The organism is Sphingobacterium hotanense, from assembly GCF_008274825.1.
Classification (GTDB): Bacteria; Bacteroidota; Bacteroidia; order Sphingobacteriales; family Sphingobacteriaceae; genus Sphingobacterium; species Sphingobacterium hotanense.
Genome location: NZ_CP030848.1, coordinates 1,025,458 through 1,051,577, shown reverse-complemented (window position 1 = coordinate 1,051,577; position 26,120 = coordinate 1,025,458). Strand labels below are relative to the sequence as shown.

The window sequence follows — 26,120 nt, the reverse complement described above, 5'->3', positions numbered from 1 at the left end:
CACAGATAAAGAAGATGACCCATACATTTCACATTCCTGTATTAGGATTGGCCTTTTCCGTCGACACTCCGCTTAAAGTAGCTCAATACGGCATTTCCTCGGTAATGTCTATTGTAGACGATGAGCTCGTTGAGAGACTGAGAGCCTACTATTCTAAACAGCATAATCTACCTTACGAAGAGATTGAAAAATATAGTCCTGATGCTCGGGCGAACCGCATCAGCGCGTATTTAAACATGGTTAAAGATTTAGTCGATAAGCAAATTCGACATATTAAGCGAGCGAATTGGTTAAAGGATGAACATGCGATACAGTATTTTCGACTATTACCGGAAGGGGGATTGAAGCAGCTTTTCAACACATGGCTGACACTAAACCCTAGCCAAGAAAAGGAATCGCTTACAGAAATTATTAAAGAACAGATTACCGCCGGCGACATCGATGTCAACATCATGTCTAAAGTCGACAAGATAAACCATGCAAAGAACGGCGAGATGCTTCCGGAACAATTCTCCGATGCCTCGGCTGCCCTGCGTGGATTTGCGAACAGTAACTTACGATCATCTGTGGTTTTGTCTGCAGGGATGAATCCTAGGTTGTATAGTTACCTCGCTGAGTTTCCAGCCTTTATGCCGAATAGCGCTGGAACATTCGATAAGAAGATAACCTTAAAAGTCTCTGATTATCGATCTGCTCTTATTCAAGCTAAATTTTTAGCGAAGAAAGGTATTTGGATTTCCGAATACCGTATCGAATCGGGCTTAAACTGTGGAGGACATGCGTTTGCCACCGAAGGCTTCCTATTAGGCCCGATTCTAGAAGAGTTTAAAACAAATAAACTTAATATGATTCAGGAGGTTTTGCCATTGTACCAACAAGCATTGGCAGAAAAAGGGATAATTTTTAACGATACACCCCTCCTAAAAATCACCGTTCAAGGTGGTGTAGGTACAAATCGGGAACACCAGTTTTTGATGAACCATTATGGTGTCGATCAAGTTGGCTGGGGTTCCCCATTTTTACTGGTTCCGGAAGCAACGACTGTGGATGAAGAAACCCTGCAGAATTTAGCGAGCGCAGATGCTAGCGACTTCTATATCAGTGAAGCCTCGCCGCTGGGTGTGCCTTTCAACAATTTCAGAAAAAGCACCGCAGAGATTAATCGCCTGCAGCGTATCGAACAGGGAAAACCTGGTTTCCCATGTACCAAAAAGTATCTCGTTTCCAGCAATGTTTGTGGCGAGGAATTGATCTGCACAGCCTCTCGACAGTATCAAAACCTGAAGATCAAGGAACTGAAAGCACAAGATCTGCCACAACCGGAATATCAGCAGGCATTTGATAAAATAGTGGAAAAGCAGTGCCTTTGCGAAGGATTAGCCGCTCCGGCCTATTTAAAATATGATATTTTAAAACCTAGAGAACGTAAGGCTGTTGCGATCTGTCCGGGTCCGAATACCGCCTACTTTAAGAAAGTCTACAGTTTGAAGGAGATGGTAGATCATATTTATGGTCGAATAAACGTCTTAAAAAACGTGGAACGTCCATCGCTTTTTGTGAATGAGCTAGAACTCTATGTAAAACACCTAGCCACTTACATCAACAATAACGTAGCAGATCTAGACAATAAGAAAAAGAAATACATCAATAAATTCAATGCGCAGTTGTTAGAGGGCATTGCCTACTATCGCGGATTGCAGGAGCAAGTACAGCAGGCATTCGGCGAATCGAAGGCGAACTTCCTTGAACAATTAAATCGTTATGAATTACAATTGAAACCGCTTGTGGTTGAATAAGACGGTTGAGAAGATACTTATTACCTATGAAAACGGAATTGGCCATCTATTGATGGCCTTTTCTATTTTGCTATTTTTCTGAACTTTCCAAAGACACCTAATGGCAATTTAGGACCAGCAGTTGCCTGAAGAAAAAGCTCTCCGATTTCAAGATTTTCAACCTTAGGGTAGGCTGTTTTTATCAAGTTTTCTACGATTACAGAAGAAAAACCTAATGAATACGTGTTCAGAATAAGGAAGTGCTCGTTAGGATCCAGCAATTGTACAACATCGCGCATCATCTCCATGATATGATCTTCGAGTTTCCATTTCTCGCCCTTCGGACCATGTCCGTAAGCTGGAGGGTCGAGGATAATCCCGTTGTAGGTATTTCCACGTTTCAACTCTCGCTTCACAAACTTCAGTGCATCTTCAACAACCCAACGAATGTCTTGAAGTTCCGATAGTTCCTGATTTTCATTCGCCCATGTAACGACCTGCTTAATCGAGTCGACATGCGTCGTATCGGCACCTGCCGCCTTCGCAATTAACGAGGCGCCACCTGTATAAGCAAATAGATTGAGTACTTTGGGTTTTGGAGTTTTGAAAGATTTAATGGAACTGGAAATATAGTCCCAATTTACTGCCTGCTCCGGAAAAATACCCACATGCTTAAAAGAGGTTAGCCCCAGGCGGAAGCGGATAGCTACATCGGAATTTTTATATTCAATATGCCAACGATCTGCTGCCTTTGGGTTCTTCTTTAACCACTCTCCGCTTGTTGCCGAGCGACCTTTAAACTTAATATGATAACGCTTATTCCACTCAGCTTCAGAAAGGCTCTTTGGCCAAACAGCTTGAGGTTCCGGACGAATAAGAATTAAGTCACCAAAGCGCTCTAGTTTTTCAAAATCGCCACAGTCTATTAATTCGTAATCTTTCCAGTGTTGTGGAGTAAGTAGTTGTATTTGCGTTGAAGTATTCAATGTGATATTTTTCTGCAAAGATAGAAAATTAGAGCAAAGATTCGGGATACCCCCATTATTGCTTGATGGTATCTCGGGCTGCTTTCATTAACGGGCTGGCGAATACGAAGTCGTTGAGTTCTTTATTATCAGACTTCAACATATCCTGATTCGAGCCTTCCCAGTATTTCTGTCCTTTAAATAAGAATAGAATATAATCGCCGATACCCATTACCGAGTTCATATCATGCGTTACGACTACGGTAGTACATTTAAACTCGTCTGTAAGTTCTTGTATCAATTCATCGATAAGAATAGACGTAGCAGGATCAAGTCCAGAGTTGGGCTCATCGCAAAATAAATATTTAGGATTCATGCTGATTGCACGCGCAATACCGACCCTTTTCTTCATACCTCCGGATAGTTCAGAAGGATATAGATCATTTTTTCCGGCAAGATTTACCCGCTCAAGACAGAAATTTGCTCGCTCCACCTTTTCTGCTCTGCTCATGTCAGAGAACATATCTAGGGTAAAGACAATATTCTGCTCTACAGTCATGGAATCAAAGAGCGCGGAGTTTTGAAATAACATCCCGATCTCCTTACGAATAGGCACCTTCTCCTCGAAACTCATCTTCGTGAATTCCTGTCCATCGAAAAACACCTTGCCTTCGGTAGGTTCATGAAGACCGACAATACATTTCAGGAGCGTACTCTTTCCTGAGCCGGATCCACCAATGATCAAACTTACTTTTCCAGGTTCGAACACCGCATCAATACCGGTTAAAACATGGTTATCGCCAAAAGATTTATGAATATTCTTAACTTCAATCATTGTATTATAACATTAATGCGGTAATGATGTAGTCACACGCCAAGATGCTGATACATCCGATTACTACAGCGCGCGTACCTGCCTGTCCTACTTCCAAGGCGCCCCCTCTTACGAAGAACCCTTTGTAAGCTGGTACAGAAGTGATAATAAAGCCGAATACAAATGCCTTGACCATGGCAACAGCCACCGTAAAACCATTGAATCCACCTTGGACACCTTCTATATAATCATCGGCACTGACCGCTCCGGACAATACCCCTCCAAATAAACCACCTACCAAGGCACAGCCAATGGCCACTGTTACTAACACAGGTACCATGATTACCCCGGCAATGATTTTTGGGAGGATAAGGTATCCTGCAGCATTGATCCCCATGATTTCCAGGGCATCGATTTGCTCGGTTACCCGCATAGATCCGATTTGTGATGAAATGGAACTACCAACTTTTCCCATCAATACTAATGCGGATATGGTTGGTCCTAATTCTAGAATATTGGAGTCGCGGTTAATCTGTCCGATTACGGAACTAGGGATAAGATCAGAAACCAACTGAAAGGCAATCTGCATGGTCATAACGGCACCAATAAAGGTGGAGATAATCACGATAAGCCCTACAGACCCTACGCCTATCTCTGTCATTTCATGAATAATTTCCCTTATGTATATTTTCCATTTCTCAGGTTTTCGGAAAACCTTTTTCAATAGTAACAGGTACTCACCAAAATAGTAAAATATCATATGTTGGTTTTATTACGTTTTATGATTCTTAGTCTTGTTTTTAACGTAGTGAAGAACAATTTGTTTTTTAATTTCTCAATATACAAATTACTCTCGACTATTTTCACCGACAAATCTAATTGATTTACCGAAAATATCCCTAGCATAACCTATTTTAAGTGATTTAATTTGTATTATCGTGCTAGTTTTGGGACAACAAAACAAACTAACAATGAACAATAAAGTAGCAACAGGTATATGGTTAGTCTTCATCGGACTGGTATTTCTATTAGACAATTTCCGTGTCATCGACTTTCATTTTTTACAGGTCTTAAGATTCTGGCCGCTCCTATTAGTTTCAATTGGTCTCAACCTATTGTTACAGAACCGACCGTATAGCACCTATTTAACAGCCGGGATCAACATTCTCCTATGTGTTTTCGTGTTCTTTAAAGGAATTTATCCGGACAAAAATGCCAATACGAATTTCGAATCGATGATCGGCAACAGCGTTATTATTGAGAATACAGACGATAAGGACAAAAGTTACAGTAAGACCGTCCGTGCAGACTATAATTCGGAGGTTCAAGAAGCGAAACTGACAATAAACGGCGGAGCCGCTAAATATAGATTTGTTACCAAAGCAGACTCCTCCAACTTATTTAGTGGATCTACTAATGCCAGCAACATGAAGTTGAATTTGGATAAGTCAGGTACGACAAAGACTAAGCTGGAACTTAATTCGAGCATTAAAGGAAATGGAAAGAGCAATAATTTAGTAGAGTTGAGTCTGAATGAGGCTCCAATTTGGAACTTTGAGTTCAATATTGGTGCAGCAGCGGTAGAAGGAGATTTCAAAAAACTGAAAATCAAAAGACTTGAGTTGAACTCGGGAGCTAGCAAAATGACCTTATCGCTGCCTACGCCTACCCTAGGAACAACTGAGCTAGAAATAAATACTGCCGCATCCCAAGTACACTTGCAAATTCCGAAAGGCGTTCCTTGCATGGTGGAATATGATAGTATCATCTCGAACAATAAACTTGAAGATATAGAGCATAAGGATGGCGACGTTCGTAAATCCACAGGATATGACCAGGCAGCAAATCGCTATCACATCGTCATCTCCGGCGCCGCAAATTCCCTAACTGTCGTACGCTATTAAAGGGAAAATAGCTAACTTTGCATTAGCATGGACAGTATTACATCAGCACACTTAGGAGGCGGCTATTGCAACTCCAAAACTACCTATAGCAGATTCCTAACCCGAGAGGTACAAATAGGCAATATTCCTATGGGTGCACATCACCCCATCCGTATACAAAGTATGACAACCGTTGATACGATGGATACGCTTGGATCTGTAGAACAAACTATTAAGATGGTTGACGCGGGGTGTGAATATGTACGGATCACTGCACCGAGCATCAAGGAGGCGGAGAATTTAGCGAATATAAAAAATGAATTGCGCAAGCGGGGCTACGATGTCCCGCTTGTTGCGGATATACATTTTACACCAAATGCTGCGGAGGTTGCTGCACGCATTGTTGAAAAAGTTCGTGTGAACCCAGGCAACTACGCCGATAAAAAGAAATTTGACCAGATCGACTATACGGATATTGCCTATCAAGCAGAGCTTGATCGTATCTATAAGAAGTTTGCTCCCCTAGTAAAAATCTGTAAAGAGTATGGCACCGCGATGCGAATTGGGACGAATCATGGTTCTCTTTCCGATCGTATTATGAGCCGGTACGGGGACACTCCGGAAGGAATGGTGGAGTCGGCATTAGAGTTCATTCGCATCTGTGAAGATTTGAACTACTATAATTTAGTTGTTTCGATGAAATCCTCCAATCCGCAAGTGATGGTGCAAGCCTATCGTTTGTTGGTGGAGAAGATGGTTGCGGAGAATATGAATTATCCTTTGCACTTAGGTGTTACAGAAGCTGGTGACGGCGAAGATGGACGTATTAAGTCGGCAGTGGGTATTGGAACACTATTGGAAGACGGTCTTGGTGACACGGTTCGTGTATCGCTTACCGAAGAACCAGAAAAAGAAGCACCAGTCGCTATCGCATTAGTAAATCGATATGCGAAACGTGAAAAACAGATTCAAGCAGTCGCTCAACGTGAAATTCTAAGATTAACAAACGAGATCACGACCAAGCCTTATGAGACGAAGGAGGTAAATGCTTTTATTGGCGGCTCCCTGGTTCCACGTGTCGTGGTCGATATTTCAAAAAAGAACTTAAAGGACCCATTTATCTTGACGGATGTGGGTTATAAATATGACGCTGTTTTAGATAAGTATCATATGGGCGATCAATCTGTAGATTTTGTATATCTCGCAGACGGCTTGCCTTCCTTTACGATGCCTGGTAACTTAAAACAGTTATATAACTATGGAACTTGGGTTAAGTTGGCGAATAAAACCAATATACACCCGGTTTATCGTTTACAGGAATTTGTTGCTGCCGAGCACAAAGATCCAGTATTGAACCTTGTGCATATCTCGAATGATGATTTGGCGGGCGATAGCTTTTCGCAGCTACCCCTGGACGAGACAGTTGTATTCGTTTTAGAAACCAATCACATCCATGGAATGGCCGATCAGCGCCAGTTCTTTGCGAATCTGCAGGAAATTGGATTAGATAATCCTGTTATTATCAAACGTAGCTATCCGAAGGAAGAATTTTCGGGTCCTATGGGTGATGTCATGAGCCCTGAAGAACCTATCTCGAAGATCCAGCTTTATGCTGCTACCGATTTGGGTGCTTTGTTGATCGATGGATTGGGCTCGGGTATCTGGATTGATAGCGAGGCAACACCTACCGACAAACTTAGCTCAGTATCTTTTGGTATTCTACAAGCAACACGCTCCAGAATATCGAAAACAGAGTATATCTCCTGCCCTAGCTGCGGCCGAACCCTCTTCGACCTACAAGAAACTACGCAGATGGTAAGAAGTCGTACTAACCATTTAAAAGGTTTAAAGATTGCCATTATGGGTTGTATCGTCAATGGACCTGGAGAAATGGCAGACGCCGACTATGGTTATGTAGGTGCAGGTCCCGATAAAATTACACTATATCGAAGCAAAGAAGTCGTAAAAAGAAATGTTAGCTCTGCTCGCGCTTTAGATGAACTGATCGAGATAATTAAATCTGATGGACTTTGGGTGGAGGAAGGTAGTATTTAGTAGTTAGTATTTAGTATAAAGACCTATGGCTATGCATTGAGGTTTATTTTGAACCTTTGTTTAGAAAGGGTAATTTGTTTTGAACCAGGAAAGAAAGGATTTAAGGATTGGCAGGATCATGTTGAAAGAAAAAAAGGATTTCTTAATACCAGGAAAGGAAGGATATAAAGATTAACAGGCGCCGGTCTATTATCTAATGTCAGCTGTGTAAAATCTAGTCTGAACCAAGAAAGGAAGGATAGAAAGATGAACAGTATCCTGATCATCCTTGCATCCTTCCTTTCCTGGTTCAAAGACAAAGCCCCCTTCCTTTCGTGGTTCAAAGACAATGCATCCTGAACATCCTTGCACCCTTCCTTTCCTGGTTCAAGACGCTCTAATGTCTAAAATCTAATATCTAATATCTAAAACCTAACGTCTAGCGAATCTCATTACCGCAACATCGCCGATAATCAAGGTCATGGTATCTCCATTTACGCTGATGACATTTACTTTTTGTAAAGTTTCGAAGTAAAGGCCTTCACCATTTCCTAGACATCCCATACGTGTTGAAGCAACAGGGCCGATTTTGATACTTCTACCGTTGATTTCTACTGTCGCATTATAGTTATTACAAGCGCCCTTTCCGTTTACTTTCTTAGCGTTAAGATCAAAGTTGATTGTTGGTTTTCCTTGTGGAAACAGTTCATTGAATGGGGTGTTTCCGCCTTGGATATAATCCAATTCCCAAGTTCCGGCAAGTTCGCTGTCTGCTGCTACTGCTTTAAACTTAGCTAAAGGCGTGTTTCCTTTATACAACACTAGGATTTCGTCCTCAATTGCGTATTTGGAAGTTTGTGTAACTGCTGAAATCACTTCGCGATCGATTTCCATGTCATCGCAGGCCATCATTGTTGAAATTCCTTGGCTGAACTTAATACCGCCCGCTTTCTTCGTAAAGGAGTAAGCACCATTAAGGGTATTACACCCCCCTGTTACGGCATAACGACTTTCCGAAGGGATAAGCGATAGATGCAAGGTGCGTTTAGTGACTGTGGAAATTTCCTTTCCCCCTATTTCTATCAGTTGCCATTTGTGGCCTGTTAATTTTGAAATATTTGCATCATTTCCCGCTACATTCTTAGCGCCGCCACAACTAGCGAATAAAATGGTGAATACTGCAAGCATGCTTAAAATAGATTGTTTCATATACTTTATATTATTTAATTCTTCTATAAATACCACAAAACAGACGAAAGGTTTAACATTTGTGCTACACAATGTCTGTAAATTTGAATAAATAATGGTGTTCTTTTATTAAATCTGACTATTCTTAGTGAGGCAAATAGCAGGCCAAGAAATAATCTACTAAGTTGGTATATTTTTTATTTATTATGGCGTATTTGTCTCGATTTACGTATGTTTGTAGCTAATCAAGAACTATTCTAAAAAGAAGTTTGGACTCCTTATTTATCTATATTCTCGTACCTGTAGCCATTTTTTTATTTATTGCGCTATTCACACTCTTTGCCGTATATGCAGAGCGGAAGATTGCGGGTTTTGTACAAGATAGATTAGGCCCCATGGAAACCGGCAAATTTGGTTTGCTCCAGACCTTCGCCGATATTCTAAAACTTTTGCAAAAAGAATTGATTACGCCAGCTGCCGCGGATAAAGTATTGTTCGCTTTAGCACCTGTAATCATATTCGTTGCTGTATTCATTGGTTTTAGCGTGGTGCCCTGGGCGCCGAATTTTATGCCCGCCAATGTACATACCGGGCTCTTTTTTATTATGGCGGTTGTTTCTATAGATGCCATCGGTATTTTGATGGCTGGCTGGGGCTCCAACAACAAATACTCTTTATTGGGTTCTATTCGTGCAATCTCGCAAATGATATCCTACGAATTGCCGGTGGGCCTTTCTTTGATTGCAGCTGTCATGATTACGCAGACCCTCAACCTAAATGAAATCGCACTAAGCCAAGGAATCTTGGCTACTCAGGATATTTATTTTCTAGGTTTTTGGAAAGTGAATGAAATAGGAGGCATATTGGGATGGCATATATTCCAAGCTCCGCATTTGCTCGTTAGCTATGTTGTTTTCTTTATTGCCACGTTGGCAGAATGCAATAGAGCGCCGTTCGATATACCAGAAGCCGAGAGTGAGCTGATCGGCGGGTTCCACACGGAATATGGAGGCATTCGATTTGCTTTTATTTTCCTTGCGGAATATGCCATGATGTTCCTCGTTGCGATGCTAGGCGTCGTTATATTTTTAGGAGGATGGAACACGCCGCTGCCAAATATCGGGTCAGTACGCTTGGCAGATTGGACAACAGGGCTTTATTGGGGTATATTTTGGACATTAATTAAGTCCCTGACTATTGTTGCTATTCAAATTTGGATTCGATGGACTCTACCTCGCTTCCGTGCGGATCAATTAATGACTTTATGTTGGAAAATCCTGATTCCTGTTGCTTTCGCATGTATGGCGATTTCGGGAATCTGGAGAATAATGGTAATGCTGTAACGTGATATTAAAAACGACCATACAAGGATTATTAACGGCTGTAAAGGGGCTTATGCTTACGATTAAGCATCTTTTTGCTGCGCGCACCGCTCGTCGCAGCAAAGATATTAAGGACCCGAATTACTTTGAGCGGCAGGATGGCGTGACGACCGTTCAGTTTCCGAAGGAAAAGATGCCTATCCCTGAAGTTGCGCGCTATCAACTGGACGTAGAAATAGACGATTGTATTGTATGTGACTTATGTGCAAAAGCCTGTCCTGTGGATTGCATTACGATAGAATCAATTAAAGCAACTGAGGCGATCGGGAAAACATCGGATGGCAGCGTGAAGAGACTATATGCAGCGCAGTTTGATATCGATATGGCGAAATGTATGTATTGCGGGTTATGTACTGTGGTATGTCCGACTGAATGCATCACGATGACCAACCAATACGATAAGAGCACGTCTAAATTAACAGACTTAATATATGGCTTCGCGGAGATGAGCGAACAAGAGATTGTTGATAGAAAAGCGGAATGGACCAAGTTTCAAGCTGAGAAGGAGGCGGCCAAAACAAAATAATGGAATTAGCAATTTTCTACGCGTTCGCGGTTTTGGCAATCGGTTCGGCCTTAATGGTCGTTAGTTTAAAAAATACGACAAGAGCGCTCTTTTTATTTTTCGTGGTTTTATTTGCGATGGCGGGCCTATTCCTATTCGCATTAGCAGATTTTGTCGCTATCACGCAAATATTGGTGTATGTGGGCGGTGTATTGATCCTAATGATATTTGCCTTTATGCTTTCCAACAAGGAATTGCTCGCTGACCTACAAAATACCAGCAGCAAATTTCTATCTCTGCCTAACTGGCAATCGCTGCTATTAGCGGTGGGATTCTTCGCCGTGCTTGCTTACGGCATTTGGGAATGGCATGAGCATACACCGATGTGGATAACAGAAAACATCCGTTCTGGAGAGGTAATCCAGTCGTCGGATAATAATATACAACATTTGGGGGTGCATTTTATGACGAAGTATCTGCTTCCATTTGAAGTTATTTCCATCTTTTTATTGGTTGCTCTAATCGGTGCAGCCCACTTATCTAGAAAGGAGGAAAACGCTTGATCACGTTGACTCATTTTTTAGTCGTTTCGGCCATACTATTCTGTATCGGTCTTTATGCCATGGTTTCTAAAAGAAATGCAATTATGGTGCTAATCGGTATTGAGCTGATCATCAATGCAGCGATTCTCAACTTCGTAGCGTTCGGACGATACGATAAGGTGAACTACGGAGGACAAGTATTTGCTCTATTTGCAATTGTATTGGCTGCAGCAGCTGTAGCTGTCGGCTTGGCGATTATTCTCAACGTCTACCGAAAATATAAAACAATTAACCCGGATAATATCACTGACTTAAGAGATTAATGGTAGCAGTAGAACAAATATCGCCTGTTTTTGCCGCTATTGTAGTGGTTGCTTTGCCCTTTATCGCATTCTTGATTCAGGCGCTTTTGGGCAAACGTTCAACATCGGGCAATATATCTTTAATTGCGATCTGCTTAAGCACGGTCATTAGTATGGTATGTGTATTTGCTGAAGTTTGGCAATCAATACCCCGTAGTGCTACACAACCTTGGTTCACAATAGGAATAAACACGTTTACCGTTGGAGTATTACTCAATAACCTGACGGTCCTCATGCAACTGTTGATCTGCGTTATTGCGCTTCCCGTTCATATCTATTCTCGGGCATATATGAAAGGTGACCCGGGCATACATCGCTATTGGATGTATTTAAGTTTGTTCTGTTTCGCCATGTTGGGCCTATGTATTTCGAAGAATCTCTTTATGATGTACATCTTTTGGGAGCTCGTAGGTTTTGCATCCTACCTCCTGATAGGGTTTTGGTTTACTAAAGAGAGCGCGGTACAGGCGAATAAAAAGGCCTTTATCGTGAACCGTATAGGGGATTTAGGTTTCCTAATCGGCATTGCGACGGTTTTCAGTGTTTATGGCAGTCTGGACCTTGTTGAATTATTTGGTAAAGAAGGCCGATTTTATAGCGTAGCTTCAGAGAATTCGGGCTTATTAACATTGGCGGGAATCGGGTTCTTTATTGGAGCCATGGCTAAATCAGCACAGTTTCCACTGCATGTATGGCTTCCTGATGCGATGGAAGGCCCAACGGCGGTATCATCCTTAATACACGCTGCCACGATGGTTGCAGCGGGAATCTTCTTGCTTAGCAGTGTTTTCCCACTGTTTAACGATACTGTTTTGTTGATTATCGCTATTATCGGAGTGACGACAGCTGCTAGCGCGGCGTACTTTGCTCTAGCGCAAACTGACATTAAGAAAATCTTAGCATTTTCAACGATTTCGCAACTGGGATTCATGATGGTCGCTATTGGTGTAGGCGCTTGGGATGCTGCGATGTTCCATTTAGTGACGCATGCTTTCTTCAAGTGTCTTCTTTTCTTAGGTGCTGGCGCAGTAATACATGAAATGGCCCATTTGAAGCATGATCATCATCTAGACTTTGACCCACAAAACATCAATAATATGGGCGGGCTAAGGAAGCAAATGCCGAAGACCTTTGTGCTAATGGCAATTGCCTCGCTTGCATTGGCGGGTTTCCCTTTGACATCAGGCTTTCTTTCGAAAGATGCAATCTTGATATCGTCCTATGAGTGGGCAATTAGCAAGGGCGGCGCATCTATTCTTATTCCGATGCTACTAACGATTGTTAGTGTGCTGACAGCATTCTACATTGGGCGACTAATATTTAAGGTGTTTTTTGGAGAGTTTAAGCTTCCCTTATCTCCCAGCAATATTCAGGACGCGAACAAGACGATGTTATTGCCAATGGCATTTCTAGGTATTTGTTCGCTGTTTTTCGTTTTTTCTTTCAATCCTATCTCCTACCACGATGCCAATGTATTTCAAGGTTTCTATGTTGATTACAGTTTCGAAGAGGTCCATACTTTACATCTTTTGATCCCCATCGGATTGACTTTGGCGAGCTGTTTCATGTGGATCATCGCTTGGCGATGGTATGTTAAAGGATCCTATCCGTTAAATGCTGCATCAAAAGGAATTGCATTTTCTTTAAATCAGGCTTATTTGAATCAGTTTTATACAAGAACCATTGTTGCAGGGACAGTGAATTTAAGCAAAGGACTCTATTGGTTCGATCGCAACATCATAGACGGCATAGTGAATCAGCTTGGAACGTTGGCAAAGGGAATCAGCCGCGTTGCAGCCTGGATCGATAAATACATTGTCGATGGACTTATCAATACGCTCGGTGGTACGACTTATTACTTCGGGCATTTATTGAGGTGGGTTCAGAATGGTCGCCTGCAGAACTACTTGGGTTTTGCTTTTACGGTTTTATTAATTGGAATAATTTATTTGATATTGACATAAGATGGGACTATTATCCTTACTTATTTTCCTTCCGATCATAGCTCTGGCTGGTATCTTGGTTCTACCAAGCCGCTTCAATCAAAGCTATAAATATATTGCGCTGTTGATCACCTTTATTCAGCTAGGTGTTTCGGGCTATTTATATAGTCAGTATAATCCGAATATAGCCGGGTTCAATCAGCTATCGGGCTATCAATTTGTAGAGCAATTGCCTTGGATTCGACTAGACTTAGGTTCGATTGGAAAACTGGAGATTGACTATTTCCTAGGTGTCGATGGGTTTTCTTTACCCTTACTTGTTTTAAGTGCTTTTGTCATGCTGATGGCAGTAGGTGCCTCGTGGAACATCAGTAAAAGTGTCAAAGGCTATTTCGCGTTGTTAATGCTGTTGAATACGGCTATTATGGGAATTTTCTGCTCGTTAGATCTATTTCTTTTCTACGTATTCTACGAAGTGATGTTATTGCCATTGTACTTCTTAATCGGCATCTGGGGTGGCGCACGCAGAGAATACGCAGCTATTAAATTCTTTTTATATACGCTCTTTGGATCGGTATTCATGCTATTGATTATTGTAGGCTTATATTTCTCTGTAGTCAATCCTCATACCGGTGCACATACGTTCAACATCCTTTACATGATGAACCCGGAGAATTATGTGAATGGATCGTTTTTCGACTATCTGGCAAACAGCTATGAGGTCTTTGGTATCCCTGCGCGTATGATTGGGTTTATCGTCCTGTTCGTAGCTTTTGCTATTAAGATACCGATTGTTCCGTTGCATACCTGGTTACCCGATGCTCACGTTGAAGCGCCTACTCCTGTTTCGATCATACTAGCAGGTATTCTATTAAAGATCGGGGGTTATGGGATAATTCGTATCTGTATAGGTATTTTCCCAGATGCAGCCGCAGAGGCGAACTGGTGGTTAGCTTTGATTGGAATTATTTCCATCCTATACGGAGCTTTCAATGCATTAGCTCAGACCGATTTAAAGCGCATGATAGCCTATTCTTCGGTTTCCCATATGGGATTCGTTTTGTTAGGAATAGCATCATTAACAGCAGAGAGTATCTCTGGTGCAATGTTCCAAATGTTAAGCCATGGGTTCTTATCTGCGGCCCTTTTCTTCTTAGTTGGTGTACTTTACGACCGCGTACATGATCGATTTATCTACAACTTCCGAGGTCTAGCGAACATAATGCCTAAGTACACAGCCTATGTTGCTATTGCATTCTTTGCCTCTTTAGGGCTTCCTGGATTCTCTGCCTTCATCGGAGAAGCATTTGTAATCATCGGAACATTTAACGCAGAAAGCGTCGGTACTGGCATCCCTCGTTGGATGGCAATCTTCGGTTCTCTAGGTATTCTATTATCTGCAGCCTATTTCCTTTGGACTTTACAACGTATGTTCTTTGGTGAAACAAGATTGAAAGGAGGCGAAGAATGGGCGGTATCTCTTAAAGATCTAACAATTAGAGAACAGTTGATCCTATTCCCGGCTTTGGCATTAGCACTGATGTTAGGTGTTATGCCATCTCTAGTATTCGATCCATTGAATAGCTCGGTAATTAGTTTGTTGAACATAGTCTCTAATTATTTCTAGGCTTGGGTAATGAATGATTTTACGCCACATATCACCCACTTTATTGATTCGATTCTAGCGTCTGTAGGGTTCTTCAAAACAGAGCTTATTCTAGCTATTGGATTTTTATTATGTGTTTTTAGCAGCTTATTTTTCGATCGGAAATGGAAAGACAGCTCATTTAGCATTGCGATTCTAACACTGATAGCGGCATTGATATGCAGTTTCCTTCAATATGAGGACTTAGGAACTGGGTTCTTTGGCATGCTACAGATTGATAACATGGCATTGCTCTCCAAGACGCTAATCCTGATTGGGCTTCTTGTATCTGCTGTTATGATACGGCAGCATTTTGAAAAGCGCGAGACGAAAAAGCGTAAGGGTGATTTGTATAGTATTTTGATAGGATCATCCATTGGCTTACTGATCTTGGTGATGACCAGCAATTGGTTATTAGCTTTTATCGCTATAGAAATGGTGTCCATATCCTCCTATATCCTAGTCGGCTATTTTGCGGAGGATAAAAAGCAAACGGAAGCCGCCATGAAATATGCGTTATTCGGTTCTGCTTGTGCTGCAATTATGCTCTACGGCTTATCGCTGCTCTACGGCTTTACGGGAGTACTCGATTTTGCGGATACCCGACATATTCAAGGCTTAATCGACTCGCCTAAAGTGATGAGCAGTATTGCCATTCTCTTTATGTTGACTGGTATCGGATTTAAACTAAGTTTTGTGCCATTTCATCTTTGGACACCTGATGTTTATGAAGGTGCCCCAACTCCGATAACGGCTTTCCTATCCACCGTTCCAAAGATCGCCGCTATCGTGCTCTTTGCAAGATTAGCAGCATCCTATGGAACGACTTTATTTTATTTCTCCGATATCTTCGTTCTATTTTTAACGATTGTAGCTATCGTAAGTATGTTAGCGGGAAATTTGATTGCACTACGCCAGTACAATGTGAAACGAATGATGGCCTACTCGTCAATTGGCCATACGGGCTTTCTCTTGATGGCGGTCGTTGGATATATGGGCGGGCATCAAGATACCCTCCTGTTTTATTTATTTGTATACACATTGATGAACCTTGCCGCCTTCGGCTTTATTGATATACTTGAGCAAAAATATGCTGCCAACGAATTCTCTGACTATACCGGGATGGGAAAACGTATGCCTATCATCTTTACATTATTTAGCATTGTCGGGATTTCATTAGTCGGACTTCCCCCTACAGCAGGGTTCATCGGGAAATTGCTTGTGTTTTCTTCTATTTTTGAAATCTTCCAACAGAATGAAGAAGCGACGCATTTATGGCTATTAATCATCGGAGCATTGACCTCGGTCATTTCCCTATTTTATTATTTCAAAATACCTTTATTTGCCTTCTTAAAGCATAAATCTGAAAATGAATCACTTGGGGGGCCGACGATAACTGCAACCTATGTCATTGCAGTAGTACTAGCGCTCCTGCTGCTTTTATTCGGAATCTTCCCAACAATAATTATCAATTTCTTTCAACAATAAGTAGGGCAGTTAAACGAGCCACGCATTTTTCTGTGAATTATCTGTTTTCAATGTACATCGAGAACTTTATTCGCTATTGATGTTCTATGGAAACATCAAAGTTTTTACGAAATAAACATCTTTTGTTCATTTTAAGTAAATGAAATGATAAAACATGTTTTTATTATGTAGTTTTGTGTATGATTAGCGAATTAGCCAACCGTATTTTTGATCAAGTAATTGCAGACTATCACGTCCACGACGCTATCGATCATCCTGTAGAGAATCCATATGATTCTTCAAGTCTAGAACATCTATTATATTTGAAATGTTGGATTGACACCGCACAGTGGCATATGGAAGATGTGGTACGAAATCCGGAAATTGATCCTCGCGAGGGATTGTACTGGAAGCGTAGAATTGATCGTCAAAATCAGGAACGTACGGATATGGTGGAATATATTGATGGCTATTATCTTCAGAAATTTGAAGGCGTTACTCCGCTTGCTGGGGCTAAAGTAAATACGGAGAGTCCAGCATGGGCTATTGACAGATTGTCGATCCTAGCGCTTAAAATATATCATATGGCGCAAGAGACAAAACGAGAGGATGTTTCACATGCTCATCTGGAATCTTGCCAAACAAAACTTAATATCCTGTTAGAACAAAGAAAAGACCTTTCTAAAAGTATAGACGAGTTATTATCAGACATTGAGTCGGGCAATAAATACATGAAAGTGTATAAGCAGATGAAGATGTACAATGACCCCAACTTGAATCCGGTACTCTACGGCGTTAAAAAATAGTATCTCTAATGAAGCGCATCCTCGTTACTCGTTTTTCCGCAATGGGAGATGTAGCCATGGTCGCCACTGTGCTCCGTGAATTTCAAGAGCAACATGCGGATGTTGAAATCATTATGGTTTCAAGAGCATTCTTTGCTCCCTTTTTCGAAGGAATTCCAAGAATTTTATTTCATCCAATTTACCCTGATAAACAACATAAGGGAATAATTGGATTGTATCAGCTTTTCAAGGAGCTCCGTGCTTACAAACCAACAGCATTGGCCGATCTACACGACAACATCCGTTCGAATATTTTAAGCACATTCTTCCGTCTTTCGGGATACAAAGTCCAGACGATCGACAAAGGAAGAAAAGAAAAAAAAGCATTAACGAGATCAATAAATAAGGTCAAAAAGCAATTAAAGTTAACAACTGAGCGTTATGGAGATGTATTGCGGTCATTGGGATACACATTGGAATTAACGCATCAGCTGAGAAAAGAGCCTGTCGCATTACCGAAAAACATACAGACGCTGTTTGTCGGAGGGAAGAGGTTTTTAGGTATTGCTCCGTTTGCACAGCATCCTTATAAAGTCTTCGCCTTGGAACGCATGGAAGAGGTCATCGCTGGGCTATCCGATGATAATGTACAAATACTGGTGTTCGGAGGTGGAAAGAAAGAAAAGGAAATCGTGGATGAATGGGCTAAAAAATATCAGCACGTCTTTAATACGATTGGAAAATTCAGTCTTCGAGAAGAACTTGACATTATCTCCAACCTCGATTTGATGCTGAGCATGGATAGCTCAGGTATGCATATGGCATCCTTAGCGGGTACTAGAAGCCTTTCGATCTGGGGGGCGACTCATCCCTATGCGGGCTTCATTGGATACGGACAATCCATCGATGATTGCATTCAGGTCGAACATCCGAACCGTCCAAGCTCGGTTTATGGAAATATACCATGCAATTGCGATGGAATAGAAGCGATCGACTTAGTAACAGTTGAAATGATTATTGTTAAAGTTAAAAAAACTATCTTTACGCTGTAGCGATAACATATGGTTCATACGTTATGCTTACCAAAAGGATAAAATAGTATATGGATAAAATTTGTTTTTTAGTCTGTCAGTACGGCAAGGAAGTGAATGGAGGGGCAGAATATCATTGCAAAATGCTCGCAGAGCGTTTGGTAGGTGATTTCCAAGTGGATATTCTAACGACAAAAACAATAAACTATCACACCTTCGAACCTTATTACAAGAACAATCAAGAAACAATAAACGGTGTCAATGTACTACGGTTTGATTGTATAGATTATTCTGCTGAGGAACATGGCAAGTGGCGAAAGAAGACTAAGTTTCCTCGCAAAGTGCGCCGCAACTTATTTCGCATGGGCTTATTAGAAACAGCCGCCAATATGAATCCTATTTGGGATATGGGAATTAAAAACGAGGAGATGCTCCTAAAGACCCATGGTTTTTATTCCCCAGATTTGTTGAATTATTTGGAAGCAAATAAAGATTCCTATAAAGCTATCATCCTGATGTCTTATGTTTATCCACATACTATATTTGGTTCGCGTATTGCCCCGGAAAAAACAATCTTGATTCCTACAGTACATAATGAAGGTGATATATTTCGTTCCATCCAGACTCATGTATTTACCAGCGTAAAGCATATTGGATTTAATACGGAAGAAGAGCGGAATCTGGCACGAAAGATCTTTGGTAATAAGATGTCTGAAAGCAGCATTCTCGCAGTTGGTATAGAGACTGAATTTGAAAACTCGATATCAAAGACTGAGATACAGAAAAAATTCACCCTACCTGAACGCTATTTACATTATTTCGGCCGCATCTGTAACTCGAAAATGGACAAATTGATCCCTTGGTTTATCCGATATAAGGAAAAATTTCCGTCCAATTTAAAATTGGTGTTAACAGGGAGATTATTTCAGGACAAGGTGGAGCATCCGGACATTATCTATACAGGCTTTGTAACGGACGAGGAGAAAATAGCATTGGTAAAAAATGCCACGCTTATTATCAATCCATCAAGAAATGAAAGCCTATCATTGTTGTTATTGGAAGCTATGAAGCTTGGAAAAACTGTACTGGTAAACAAAAAGTCGGATGTTATGGTTGGCCATGCAATCCGTAGCGACTATGCTGCTGAGCCCTACGGGAATGAAAAAGACTTCCAAGAGAAAATTAGAAAGCACCTGGAACATCCAGAACTTAACGAGGAGTCGGAAATCAAAGCAAAGAACTACGTCGATGAACATTATTCTTGGCCAATTATTATGGGCCGTATAAAACATCTAATCAGCACCATATAGAAAGTTGTTATTAATTCCTCAAAAAAATCAAATCTATTTTTTTAACAACTAACTAATTATTTCTATAATTGGGGACCTATTCTATTTGCGAAATATGTCGGACAACAAATGCTCATTAATTATTGCCACCTACAATTGGCCTGAAGCACTAAATTTATGCTTATTGAGCATACGGAAACAACGTGTCCTACCCAATGAGATCATTATTGCAGACGATGGGTCTACGGAAGAAACTCGCCAGCTGATTGACAAAATAAAAAAAGATTATCCAGTGCCAATAACTCATTTATGGCAAGAAGATAAAGGATTCAGGAAAACCATTATCCTGAATAAATGTTTCGCTAAGGTACAATACGAATACATTATTCAAATCGACGGTGATGTTTTTCTACACCCCGACTTTATCAGTGATCATCTTAAGGCCGCTCGCCCGAATTATTTGCTTCAAGGCAGCCGTGTTATGCTGAGCGACGCTTATTCGAAAGAACTCATCGAAAAGGTTAATACCAATCCACAACTTCTTGGACATAATAATAAGCGAATAGAGAACGGCATACGATTTCCTCTGCTCTCCAATTATCTTTTAAATCGTTACAAAAACAAATATCCTGTTTATTATGCACGAGGAGCGAACATGTCTTTTTGGAAGAAGGATATCTACGCTGTTAATGGCTATAATGAGTCTTATGAGGGCTGGGGACATGAAGATAGCGACCTTACCCTACGATTGATGAATACGGGTGTTCAGAAATCTGTAATCAAGTTTGCAGCAATCGTTTACCACCTCTACCATCCCGAAAAGAAGAATAATCAACAAGAAGAGCGCAATAAAGAGATCATGGAAGCGACGCTAAAAAATCAGATCACTTGGATAAATGCAGGTTTAAATCAATATCTTTAAACCAAATATGAGTATATCATCAGATAAACCCAAAACGGTTAGTATACTAATCTCCACATACAATTGGCCCGAAGCGCTAGAGCGCTGTGTACAGACAGTATGGGCGCAAGACCGTCTGCCAGATGAAATCCTTATTGCTGATGATGGTTCAAAAGAACCTACCAAGCGCCTAATTGAACGACTAAAGCAAGAATCTCCAGTACCCATCGTCCATGTTTGGCATCCAGACGAGGGCTTTCGCCTTTCAGTTATCCGAAACAAAGCCATAGCGATTGCAAGCTCTGAATATATTATCCAGATCGATGGCGATATCTTACTAGATCCTCATTTTATCAAAGATCATTTAAGTCTGGTAGAACCGAATTATTTCCTGTGTGGAAGTCGCGTTTGGGTTTCTAAAGAGCAAAGCCAAGAGTTATTAGAGCAAAAGTCTACGATCAAAGTTCAAAGGCATAAATTCCCGTTGCCATTTATTTTGAACAGCCTACGTTCAGGCATATTATCTCGATTCCTTGCTGATCGATATAAGAAAAATAAACCTCGAATATTAAGAGGTTGCAATATGTCTTTTTGGAAGAAAGACCTGCTCGCTGTTAATGGTTATAATGAAGCAATTCAGGGCTGGGGAAGTGAAGATGCGGAACTCGCATTTCGATTAATGAACACCGGGGTCAAAAAAAGATTCTTAAAGTTCGCAGCAGTTGCTTATCACTTATATCATAAAGAAAACAACAAGGAGAACCTTCCTGAAAACGACAAAATATTAGAAGATACCATAAACACAAAAAAGGTGTGGGCAAAAGAAGGTATTGTTAAACAGTAGTGCTCGGAACAGCAAAAACTAATTAACGTCTACTCGAATCGCTTTGCAACAAACTGCTGTTCAGAAAATCTAATTCTTTCGATGGGTGATGGTGTTGCTGAAAGTATCGGACCGCATCAGCACGATGCATCTGATAAGCCTTGTCATCATTTAATAGCAGTTCAATATTATCCACGAATTCCGTAGGGTTATCTGAAATCAAACATCCGTTATTCGTCTTATTTAAGAGTCCATCGACCCCTCTCATTGTCGTGACTACTGGGATTCCAAACGACAGGGACTCCAGTACCTTAATCTTTACCCCAGTACCAGAAAGCATGGGGCAAATGGTTATCCTGGCTTTCGAATACTCTTTATCTAGATCCTCCACAAGACCAAGTTTCGTTATCTGAGAATGATCAGGAATAGCATCGCAAATCTTTCCTACCACCGTTACTTTTCTGTTCTTTAACGACGGTAATACATGCTCCATAAACCAATTCATGCTCGTCACATTATGATGATTATCGCTTGCGACGTAAAGTATATCGTATTCTTTAGCAATTTCCCCCTTTGCTGTTCGGTCTTCAAAAGAAAGCGGAACTAATTTAACCTTGGTGTTCAGGAATTGGTCGAAAATAAAACGTTCCTCCACTGAATAAGACCAAACTTCATCGAATGGATTCAAAAGGCTTAATTCCTCCTGAAACATTTTACCTACTGCTGCGAAATCATTGGATTCTTGCGGTGCATGTTGAACAGAGAGAAAATCATGCGTATCGTTTATCTTATAGGTTGCTGGGATCAATTTTATAAGCTCAGCCCAATAAGCATAACTTACTATGAGGACATCATAATGCCTATCTGCGTATCGCTCGAGGAGTTGCTTCTCAACAAAAGGAGTAACCAGACTGATCAACTTTTTCGCATTTCTTTTCTTGCCAATCAAACGAGGTAATTTTTCGTGAATGAAGTATTTCGTATAGTTATCCTTCTTTGAAAACTCGCTCCCTGGCCGAAACAGATCCAGTTTAATCGTTGGATAAATCGATTTGAATTTCTCTATCTCCTCTTCTGTCCAAGGTTGAAGCGTCAGAAAATCCACATCAAAAACGTCAGATCTACTGCTAAAGTAGTCCAACATCTTATTGCAACGCGTCGTATTTCCCGCCTTATACCGCATCGGATTGTCGGTCATGAAATACAAAATCTTTCTCTTGTTCATCTGTTCTATCGCTCTACAATTTCATTTATCAACTCATCCCACTTCGCCAATACTGACGCCGGCGTATAGGCGCGCATCAGCTCTACCCCCCTCTTTCCCATTTCTTGCCTCAATGCCGAATTGTTCATCAACTGTTTTAACCGAAATGCCATCGCCTCTACATTTTCAACTAAGTAACCAGATTCTCCATCTACAATAAGCTTATTTACGCCCGAACAACTTCCCAGACCAATAGCAGGTAAGCCAACAGACATCGCTTCCCCTAATGCCAAAGGAAAACCTTCATACCGGCTCGGAAATAAAAATATATCTGCGTTCTTTAAAACAGCAATCGGATCGGTGCAAAAGCCCTTAAGAGCTACTTTATCACCTAGAGCAAGTTCAGCAATTTTCTGTTGAATCATATCCCGATCTGCTCCAGTACCCCACAAATCCAATCGCCATTCAGAATTCTCGCTACACGCACGATGGAATGCTTCAATTGCTAGAGTTTGCTGCTTACAATCATTATCTAAACGTCCTAAATGGGAGATGACGTATTGACTCTTTTCTATTTGATGATCCACGTGTTCCGTCGTGTCGACCTCAGGGAATGGATTGCCGATTACGAATACCTTGCCCTTAAACGTATCCGGAAGAAACTTATCATAATCATCCAATAAAATCTGAATTCCACTTAAGCGCGAGTAAGAATTCTTTAGCAGATTCTTTTCTAGGGGGTCTCTTCGACCAAATACATCCTCATAATCATAATCCGGACGCCCGTTCACAGAATTAATAATCGGGATATCCAAAGTATTATCGTAGGTAATCTCCAATAGCGAAGCCGTAGACATCGTTATAATCAAATCTGGTTCTGCGGCCTTTAAATACGCGTACCATTGCTCCGATCGTTTCTTTAGGTTATGCTTATAAACCCCTTGATACCCGTCGGGGAAAGCTCGGCATTTATTCTTATTGACCTGTTTCGTATATTTCTTTTTTATCTTTCCAACTAACCAGGCGATTGGGTTTTTCCCCGAATAATTAACAATGGGTAGAAGCTCAATCTGATCGACTCGAGCGTTATAAATATTGTCAACCTTGATGTCCGAATTCAAAGGAAAAACGGGACTGCCCCCCTCCTTTTGGTTGACGGCGATGTTGACCTCATGCCCCTTTTCTGAAAAGCTATTCGCTAAAAAAGTACACATTTTCTCTGACCCACCGTTCCCATTTAAAAAGGAATTATGCTGTATAAATATTATTTTCATTTAATTTCTTTCTTCCATAATTGTTGCCTTATCTTTCTTCTCCAAGAAGAAATCGGCAGTAACTTCAATAGCTTAAGCTTCCACTTGATCGAATTATTGATGCGGCTCTTATAACGTTCGTATTGTTCATCGAAATCCTCCGCACTACTAGCTTCTAAAAATAACTGAAACCTACCTGATAAACTGTCAAATTCCTCTTTAGGTAGGTAAGGAGCCACTCTTCGCTTATAAAAATCCTGTACGGACTGAAATACTCGTTCCTTTTGTTCTGCGTTGAATGGCATTAACAAATAGCGGAGCTCAAAGGGTTCATGCTCCAAAAATTTGGCTAAATGTAACGCACGACGCTCAAATAAGGATTCCCTGCTGTAAAAATCATCCAAATAAGTAAACCACTTATCCATCTGCTGCAATACGGACTCACAATCGCGATTAATCAGAAGATGATTCTGCCCCTCATGTCGTCCATAATAATAAATACCAGCTGGATTTGCGGCGATACGGTCTGTCATTGCTAATAAACAGTGAGAAAATAGGCCATCTTCGCCAGGCTGTACTCCTACTGGAAAACGGACAGTGCTATTTTGTTTTAAGAACGCATGACGCCACAATTGCCCGCAGGTCGGCAAAGCCGTTGGATGAGGTAGTCGATCTTGATATGGCTGCCCCACAACCACCACATCTGCTGCGGAACGTTCAATCACATCAATAGAAGTTCTTAAAAATTCGAAATCCAAAGCATCATCCGAATCCAAGAAATAGACGTACTTACCGCCCGCACGCGACAGACCTACATTTCGAGCAACCGAGACACCCGCATTTTCCTGATAAACATAGTTAACTCTAGCATCACGCTGCGCATACCCCTGAACAATATCCGAAGTCCGATCCTTACTTCCGTCATCAACCACCCAAAGCTCGAAATCAACAACGCTCTGTCCTAAAACACTTTCAATTGCTTGTCCTATAAATGCTTCCCGGTTATAAACAGGGATAATTATTGAAATCAGAATATCGTTTCTCTCCAAAATATCTTAATTCTTTTTACCTATCCATCTTATTATCAATCAGCTCTTGCATTTGAGCCCACTGTAGACTCATCTCCGCATACTTGAAAACACCAGTTTTATAACCTAGTATTGCTCCGAACTGAACGGCTTTCTCATCAACAGTTTTTGGAAAAATGGCAGAGCGGTAGGCATCCTCTGTAATAATAGGTTTTGGACAGACGTAAAAATTTAGTCCATCGTTCGAAAAAGCAAGATACAATTGATCAGCAGTGTACTTCTTCACATCACCCACAGCGATACAGAGAAAGTAAAAACCGTCTACATAGCTCGCTTGTAAATGCCAGGGACCATTATCGCGATTCTGTCGGATCCAGGGCTCATTGATAAAGTTAACAATTTTACTATTTGAAAAGCGACTAAAATCAAGTCCATTGGTCGAACTCCGCTGTATAACAAAAGAAGGCTTATCCTGCTTAAAGTGTTTCTTCCCCGAATTCAGCTCCACCTCGTAACTAACATAGCCTTCACCAACTTTGAGAAAGGATGGTGACAGCATATGACTATTCTTCGGCGAATAAGGGACATCAGAATACATGACAGCTTCTAAAGGATCCCAATGCACGCCATCCCTCGAAGTTTGACGAACGATGGTTCTACGCGCGTTCTTTATCAATTTTGCGCGGTTGTTTTGACTCTTTGCTCCGCGCGCTGACAAAGCTTTTGCTGATAAAAAGCTCCCTCGATAATACAGTTGAAATTCCCCGCCTTCAAATAACCAATCCACATCGGACCAAAATCCTTGAATCTGCTCCCCCTGCATCTCCCGAAAACTCTCCTTATAACCTGGGCATGCCTGAATCGGATTAACAATTCCCGCAGGTTCTACCCAATTCAAGCCATCGTTAGATACAACAATTGTCGGGTTTTCATAACGCTTTGCCAATTGATCGCCTCCAATGGCGCCAAAATAAGGCGTAAAAACCATCCAATACTTATAGCCTTGAAAACCATCCGGAAAATACTGTACATCAGGATGACAATAGCTGCTATTGTTATATCCGATATTCTTGATAAATTCTGGTTTTACATATCTTGGATAGTTCCCATTTGCCAGCATATCAATATTTACCTGCTGCGGAAAAATATTAACTTGCAAATCAATAGTAAAATCTTTTCTTCCTACCTTTTCCGGAATTTCCTCGGGAAATAACTCCATTTCTCCTCTAGCACAAGCTGTAAGAAAAAGAATTAAAGTAAATGCGCCAAAACGCAGCACAGTTTTATTAAACAACATATAA

At 41.0% G+C, this 26,120-nt stretch carries 23 protein-coding genes; 15 read left to right on the top strand and 8 right to left on the bottom strand.

Annotated elements, in window-relative coordinates; translation table 11 throughout:
• The first annotated feature begins 14 nt into the window (after window positions 1–14).
• The gene (locus DSM08_RS04365) at window positions 15–1,796 is read left to right on the top strand and encodes a hypothetical protein (protein ID WP_149525013.1); all 1,782 of its coding nucleotides are present in this window, start codon (window positions 15–17) and stop codon (window positions 1,794–1,796) included.
• 62 nt (window positions 1,797–1,858) lie between these two features.
• Here the strand turns inward: DSM08_RS04365 and DSM08_RS04360 are convergent, their stop codons facing one another.
• From DSM08_RS04360 to DSM08_RS04350, 3 genes are read right to left on the bottom strand one after another with little or no spacing between them, the layout of a single operon-like run.
• Complete coding sequence (locus DSM08_RS04360; protein ID WP_149527636.1) at window positions 1,859–2,761, bottom strand: class I SAM-dependent methyltransferase; 903 nt, start codon at window positions 2,759–2,761, stop codon at window positions 1,859–1,861.
• A 55-nt stretch (window positions 2,762–2,816) separates the two neighbouring features.
• On the bottom strand, window positions 2,817–3,575 hold the full coding sequence (locus DSM08_RS04355) for an ABC transporter ATP-binding protein (protein ID WP_149525012.1): 759 nt from the start codon (window positions 3,573–3,575) through the stop codon (window positions 2,817–2,819).
• A 4-nt stretch (window positions 3,576–3,579) separates the two neighbouring features.
• Window positions 3,580–4,314, bottom strand: coding sequence for an MlaE family ABC transporter permease (locus tag DSM08_RS04350; protein ID WP_149525011.1), 735 nt, complete (start codon window positions 4,312–4,314; stop codon window positions 3,580–3,582).
• 211 nt (window positions 4,315–4,525) lie between these two features.
• Between DSM08_RS04350 and DSM08_RS04345 the strand changes: the two genes are divergently transcribed.
• On the top strand, window positions 4,526–5,458 hold the full coding sequence (locus DSM08_RS04345) for a LiaI-LiaF-like domain-containing protein (protein ID WP_149525010.1): 933 nt from the start codon (window positions 4,526–4,528) through the stop codon (window positions 5,456–5,458).
• 27 nt (window positions 5,459–5,485) lie between these two features.
• Window positions 5,486–7,492: a (E)-4-hydroxy-3-methylbut-2-enyl-diphosphate synthase gene (gene ispG / locus DSM08_RS04340; RefSeq protein ID WP_149525009.1), complete on the top strand. Its 2,007-nt coding sequence runs from the start codon at window positions 5,486–5,488 to the stop codon at window positions 7,490–7,492.
• A 411-nt stretch (window positions 7,493–7,903) separates the two neighbouring features.
• On the opposite strand, the gene DSM08_RS04335 is transcribed toward ispG, so the two are convergent.
• Window positions 7,904–8,680: an META domain-containing protein gene (locus tag DSM08_RS04335; RefSeq protein ID WP_149525008.1), complete on the bottom strand. Its 777-nt coding sequence runs from the start codon at window positions 8,678–8,680 to the stop codon at window positions 7,904–7,906.
• Between the two features lie 248 nt (window positions 8,681–8,928).
• On the opposite strand from DSM08_RS04335, the gene nuoH reads away from it, so the two are divergent.
• The 12 genes from nuoH to DSM08_RS04275 all read left to right on the top strand — a co-directional run bounded on the left by nuoH (window position 8,929) and on the right by DSM08_RS04275 (window position 21,355).
• Window positions 8,929–10,002, top strand: a complete 1,074-nt coding sequence (gene nuoH, locus DSM08_RS04330; protein WP_149525007.1) for an NADH-quinone oxidoreductase subunit NuoH — start codon at window positions 8,929–8,931, stop codon at window positions 10,000–10,002.
• A 4-nt stretch (window positions 10,003–10,006) separates the two neighbouring features.
• Complete coding sequence (locus DSM08_RS04325) at window positions 10,007–10,567, top strand: 4Fe-4S binding protein (RefSeq protein ID WP_394344164.1); 561 nt, start codon at window positions 10,007–10,009, stop codon at window positions 10,565–10,567.
• A complete protein-coding gene (locus DSM08_RS04320) occupies window positions 10,567–11,109 on the top strand; it encodes an NADH-quinone oxidoreductase subunit J family protein (RefSeq protein WP_149525006.1) in 543 nt (180 codons plus the stop codon). Before DSM08_RS04325 ends, DSM08_RS04320 begins: the two co-directional genes overlap by 1 nt.
• On the top strand, window positions 11,106–11,411 hold the full coding sequence (gene nuoK, locus DSM08_RS04315) for an NADH-quinone oxidoreductase subunit NuoK (RefSeq protein WP_149525005.1): 306 nt from the start codon (window positions 11,106–11,108) through the stop codon (window positions 11,409–11,411). Before DSM08_RS04320 ends, nuoK begins: the two co-directional genes overlap by 4 nt.
• Entirely contained in the window at window positions 11,411–13,414 is a 2,004-nt protein-coding gene (locus DSM08_RS04310) for an NADH-quinone oxidoreductase subunit 5 family protein (protein WP_149525004.1), read from the top strand. Before nuoK ends, DSM08_RS04310 begins: the two co-directional genes overlap by 1 nt.
• A gap of 1 nt (window position 13,415) precedes the next feature.
• Window positions 13,416–15,020 carry a complex I subunit 4 family protein gene (locus DSM08_RS04305; protein ID WP_149525003.1) on the top strand — a complete coding sequence of 535 codons (1,605 nt, stop codon included), beginning with the start codon at window positions 13,416–13,418 and terminating at the stop codon, window positions 15,018–15,020.
• 9 nt (window positions 15,021–15,029) lie between these two features.
• Window positions 15,030–16,526 carry an NADH-quinone oxidoreductase subunit N gene (locus tag DSM08_RS04300; RefSeq protein ID WP_149525002.1) on the top strand — a complete coding sequence of 499 codons (1,497 nt, stop codon included), beginning with the start codon at window positions 15,030–15,032 and terminating at the stop codon, window positions 16,524–16,526.
• Window positions 16,527–16,705: 179 nt separating this feature from the next.
• Entirely contained in the window at window positions 16,706–17,311 is a 606-nt protein-coding gene (locus DSM08_RS04295) for a DUF4254 domain-containing protein (protein ID WP_149525001.1), read from the top strand.
• Between the two features lie 8 nt (window positions 17,312–17,319).
• Complete coding sequence (locus tag DSM08_RS04290) at window positions 17,320–18,342, top strand: glycosyltransferase family 9 protein (RefSeq protein ID WP_246172454.1); 1,023 nt, start codon at window positions 17,320–17,322, stop codon at window positions 18,340–18,342.
• 50 nt (window positions 18,343–18,392) lie between these two features.
• The gene (locus DSM08_RS04285; protein WP_149524999.1) at window positions 18,393–19,631 is read left to right on the top strand and encodes a glycosyltransferase; all 1,239 of its coding nucleotides are present in this window, start codon (window positions 18,393–18,395) and stop codon (window positions 19,629–19,631) included.
• A 94-nt stretch (window positions 19,632–19,725) separates the two neighbouring features.
• Window positions 19,726–20,532 (top strand): glycosyltransferase family 2 protein, encoded by an 807-nt coding sequence (locus DSM08_RS04280; RefSeq protein ID WP_149524998.1) that lies wholly within the window; start codon window positions 19,726–19,728, stop codon window positions 20,530–20,532.
• Window positions 20,533–20,539: 7 nt separating this feature from the next.
• Window positions 20,540–21,355, top strand: coding sequence for a glycosyltransferase family 2 protein (locus DSM08_RS04275; protein ID WP_149524997.1), 816 nt, complete (start codon window positions 20,540–20,542; stop codon window positions 21,353–21,355).
• Between the two features lie 22 nt (window positions 21,356–21,377).
• On the opposite strand, the gene DSM08_RS04270 is transcribed toward DSM08_RS04275, so the two are convergent.
• The 4 genes from DSM08_RS04270 to DSM08_RS04255 are packed head-to-tail and all read right to left on the bottom strand — an operon-like array spanning window position 21,378 to window position 26,038.
• On the bottom strand, window positions 21,378–22,559 hold the full coding sequence (locus tag DSM08_RS04270; protein WP_149524996.1) for a glycosyltransferase: 1,182 nt from the start codon (window positions 22,557–22,559) through the stop codon (window positions 21,378–21,380).
• Window positions 22,560–22,564: 5 nt separating this feature from the next.
• Window positions 22,565–23,812, bottom strand: coding sequence for a glycosyltransferase (locus DSM08_RS04265; protein ID WP_149524995.1), 1,248 nt, complete (start codon window positions 23,810–23,812; stop codon window positions 22,565–22,567).
• The gene (locus DSM08_RS04260) at window positions 23,809–24,840 is read right to left on the bottom strand and encodes a glycosyltransferase (RefSeq protein ID WP_187773972.1); all 1,032 of its coding nucleotides are present in this window, start codon (window positions 24,838–24,840) and stop codon (window positions 23,809–23,811) included. Before DSM08_RS04260 ends, DSM08_RS04265 begins: the two co-directional genes overlap by 4 nt.
• Window positions 24,841–24,856: 16 nt before the next feature.
• Window positions 24,857–26,038, bottom strand: a complete 1,182-nt coding sequence (locus tag DSM08_RS04255) for a hypothetical protein (RefSeq protein WP_246172452.1) — start codon at window positions 26,036–26,038, stop codon at window positions 24,857–24,859.
• Between the last annotated feature and the right edge of the window lie 82 nt (window positions 26,039–26,120).

What these genes read in the sequence shown, in the direction of transcription:
- DSM08_RS04365 (WP_149525013.1), top strand. Translation starts at nt 15, where the DNA reads ATGACCCATACATTTCACATTCCTGTATTAGGATTGGCCTTTTCCGTC.
- DSM08_RS04355 (WP_149525012.1), bottom strand. Translation starts at nt 3,575, where the DNA reads ATGATTGAAGTTAAGAATATTCATAAATCTTTTGGCGATAACCATGTT.
- DSM08_RS04350 (WP_149525011.1), bottom strand. Translation starts at nt 4,314, where the DNA reads ATGATATTTTACTATTTTGGTGAGTACCTGTTACTATTGAAAAAGGTT.
- DSM08_RS04345 (WP_149525010.1), top strand. Translation starts at nt 4,526, where the DNA reads ATGAACAATAAAGTAGCAACAGGTATATGGTTAGTCTTCATCGGACTG.
- ispG (WP_149525009.1), top strand. Translation starts at nt 5,486, where the DNA reads ATGGACAGTATTACATCAGCACACTTAGGAGGCGGCTATTGCAACTCC.
- DSM08_RS04335 (WP_149525008.1), bottom strand. Translation starts at nt 8,680, where the DNA reads ATGAAACAATCTATTTTAAGCATGCTTGCAGTATTCACCATTTTATTC.
- DSM08_RS04320 (WP_149525006.1), top strand. Translation starts at nt 10,567, where the DNA reads ATGGAATTAGCAATTTTCTACGCGTTCGCGGTTTTGGCAATCGGTTCG.
- DSM08_RS04310 (WP_149525004.1), top strand. Translation starts at nt 11,411, where the DNA reads ATGGTAGCAGTAGAACAAATATCGCCTGTTTTTGCCGCTATTGTAGTG.
- DSM08_RS04305 (WP_149525003.1), top strand. Translation starts at nt 13,416, where the DNA reads ATGGGACTATTATCCTTACTTATTTTCCTTCCGATCATAGCTCTGGCT.
- DSM08_RS04300 (WP_149525002.1), top strand. Translation starts at nt 15,030, where the DNA reads ATGAATGATTTTACGCCACATATCACCCACTTTATTGATTCGATTCTA.
- DSM08_RS04295 (WP_149525001.1), top strand. Translation starts at nt 16,706, where the DNA reads ATGATTAGCGAATTAGCCAACCGTATTTTTGATCAAGTAATTGCAGAC.
- DSM08_RS04290 (WP_246172454.1), top strand. Translation starts at nt 17,320, where the DNA reads ATGAAGCGCATCCTCGTTACTCGTTTTTCCGCAATGGGAGATGTAGCC.
- DSM08_RS04285 (WP_149524999.1), top strand. Translation starts at nt 18,393, where the DNA reads ATGGATAAAATTTGTTTTTTAGTCTGTCAGTACGGCAAGGAAGTGAAT.
- DSM08_RS04280 (WP_149524998.1), top strand. Translation starts at nt 19,726, where the DNA reads ATGTCGGACAACAAATGCTCATTAATTATTGCCACCTACAATTGGCCT.
- DSM08_RS04275 (WP_149524997.1), top strand. Translation starts at nt 20,540, where the DNA reads ATGAGTATATCATCAGATAAACCCAAAACGGTTAGTATACTAATCTCC.
- DSM08_RS04270 (WP_149524996.1), bottom strand. Translation starts at nt 22,559, where the DNA reads ATGAACAAGAGAAAGATTTTGTATTTCATGACCGACAATCCGATGCGG.
- DSM08_RS04265 (WP_149524995.1), bottom strand. Translation starts at nt 23,812, where the DNA reads ATGAAAATAATATTTATACAGCATAATTCCTTTTTAAATGGGAACGGT.
- DSM08_RS04255 (WP_246172452.1), bottom strand. Translation starts at nt 26,038, where the DNA reads ATGGAGTTATTTCCCGAGGAAATTCCGGAAAAGGTAGGAAGAAAAGAT.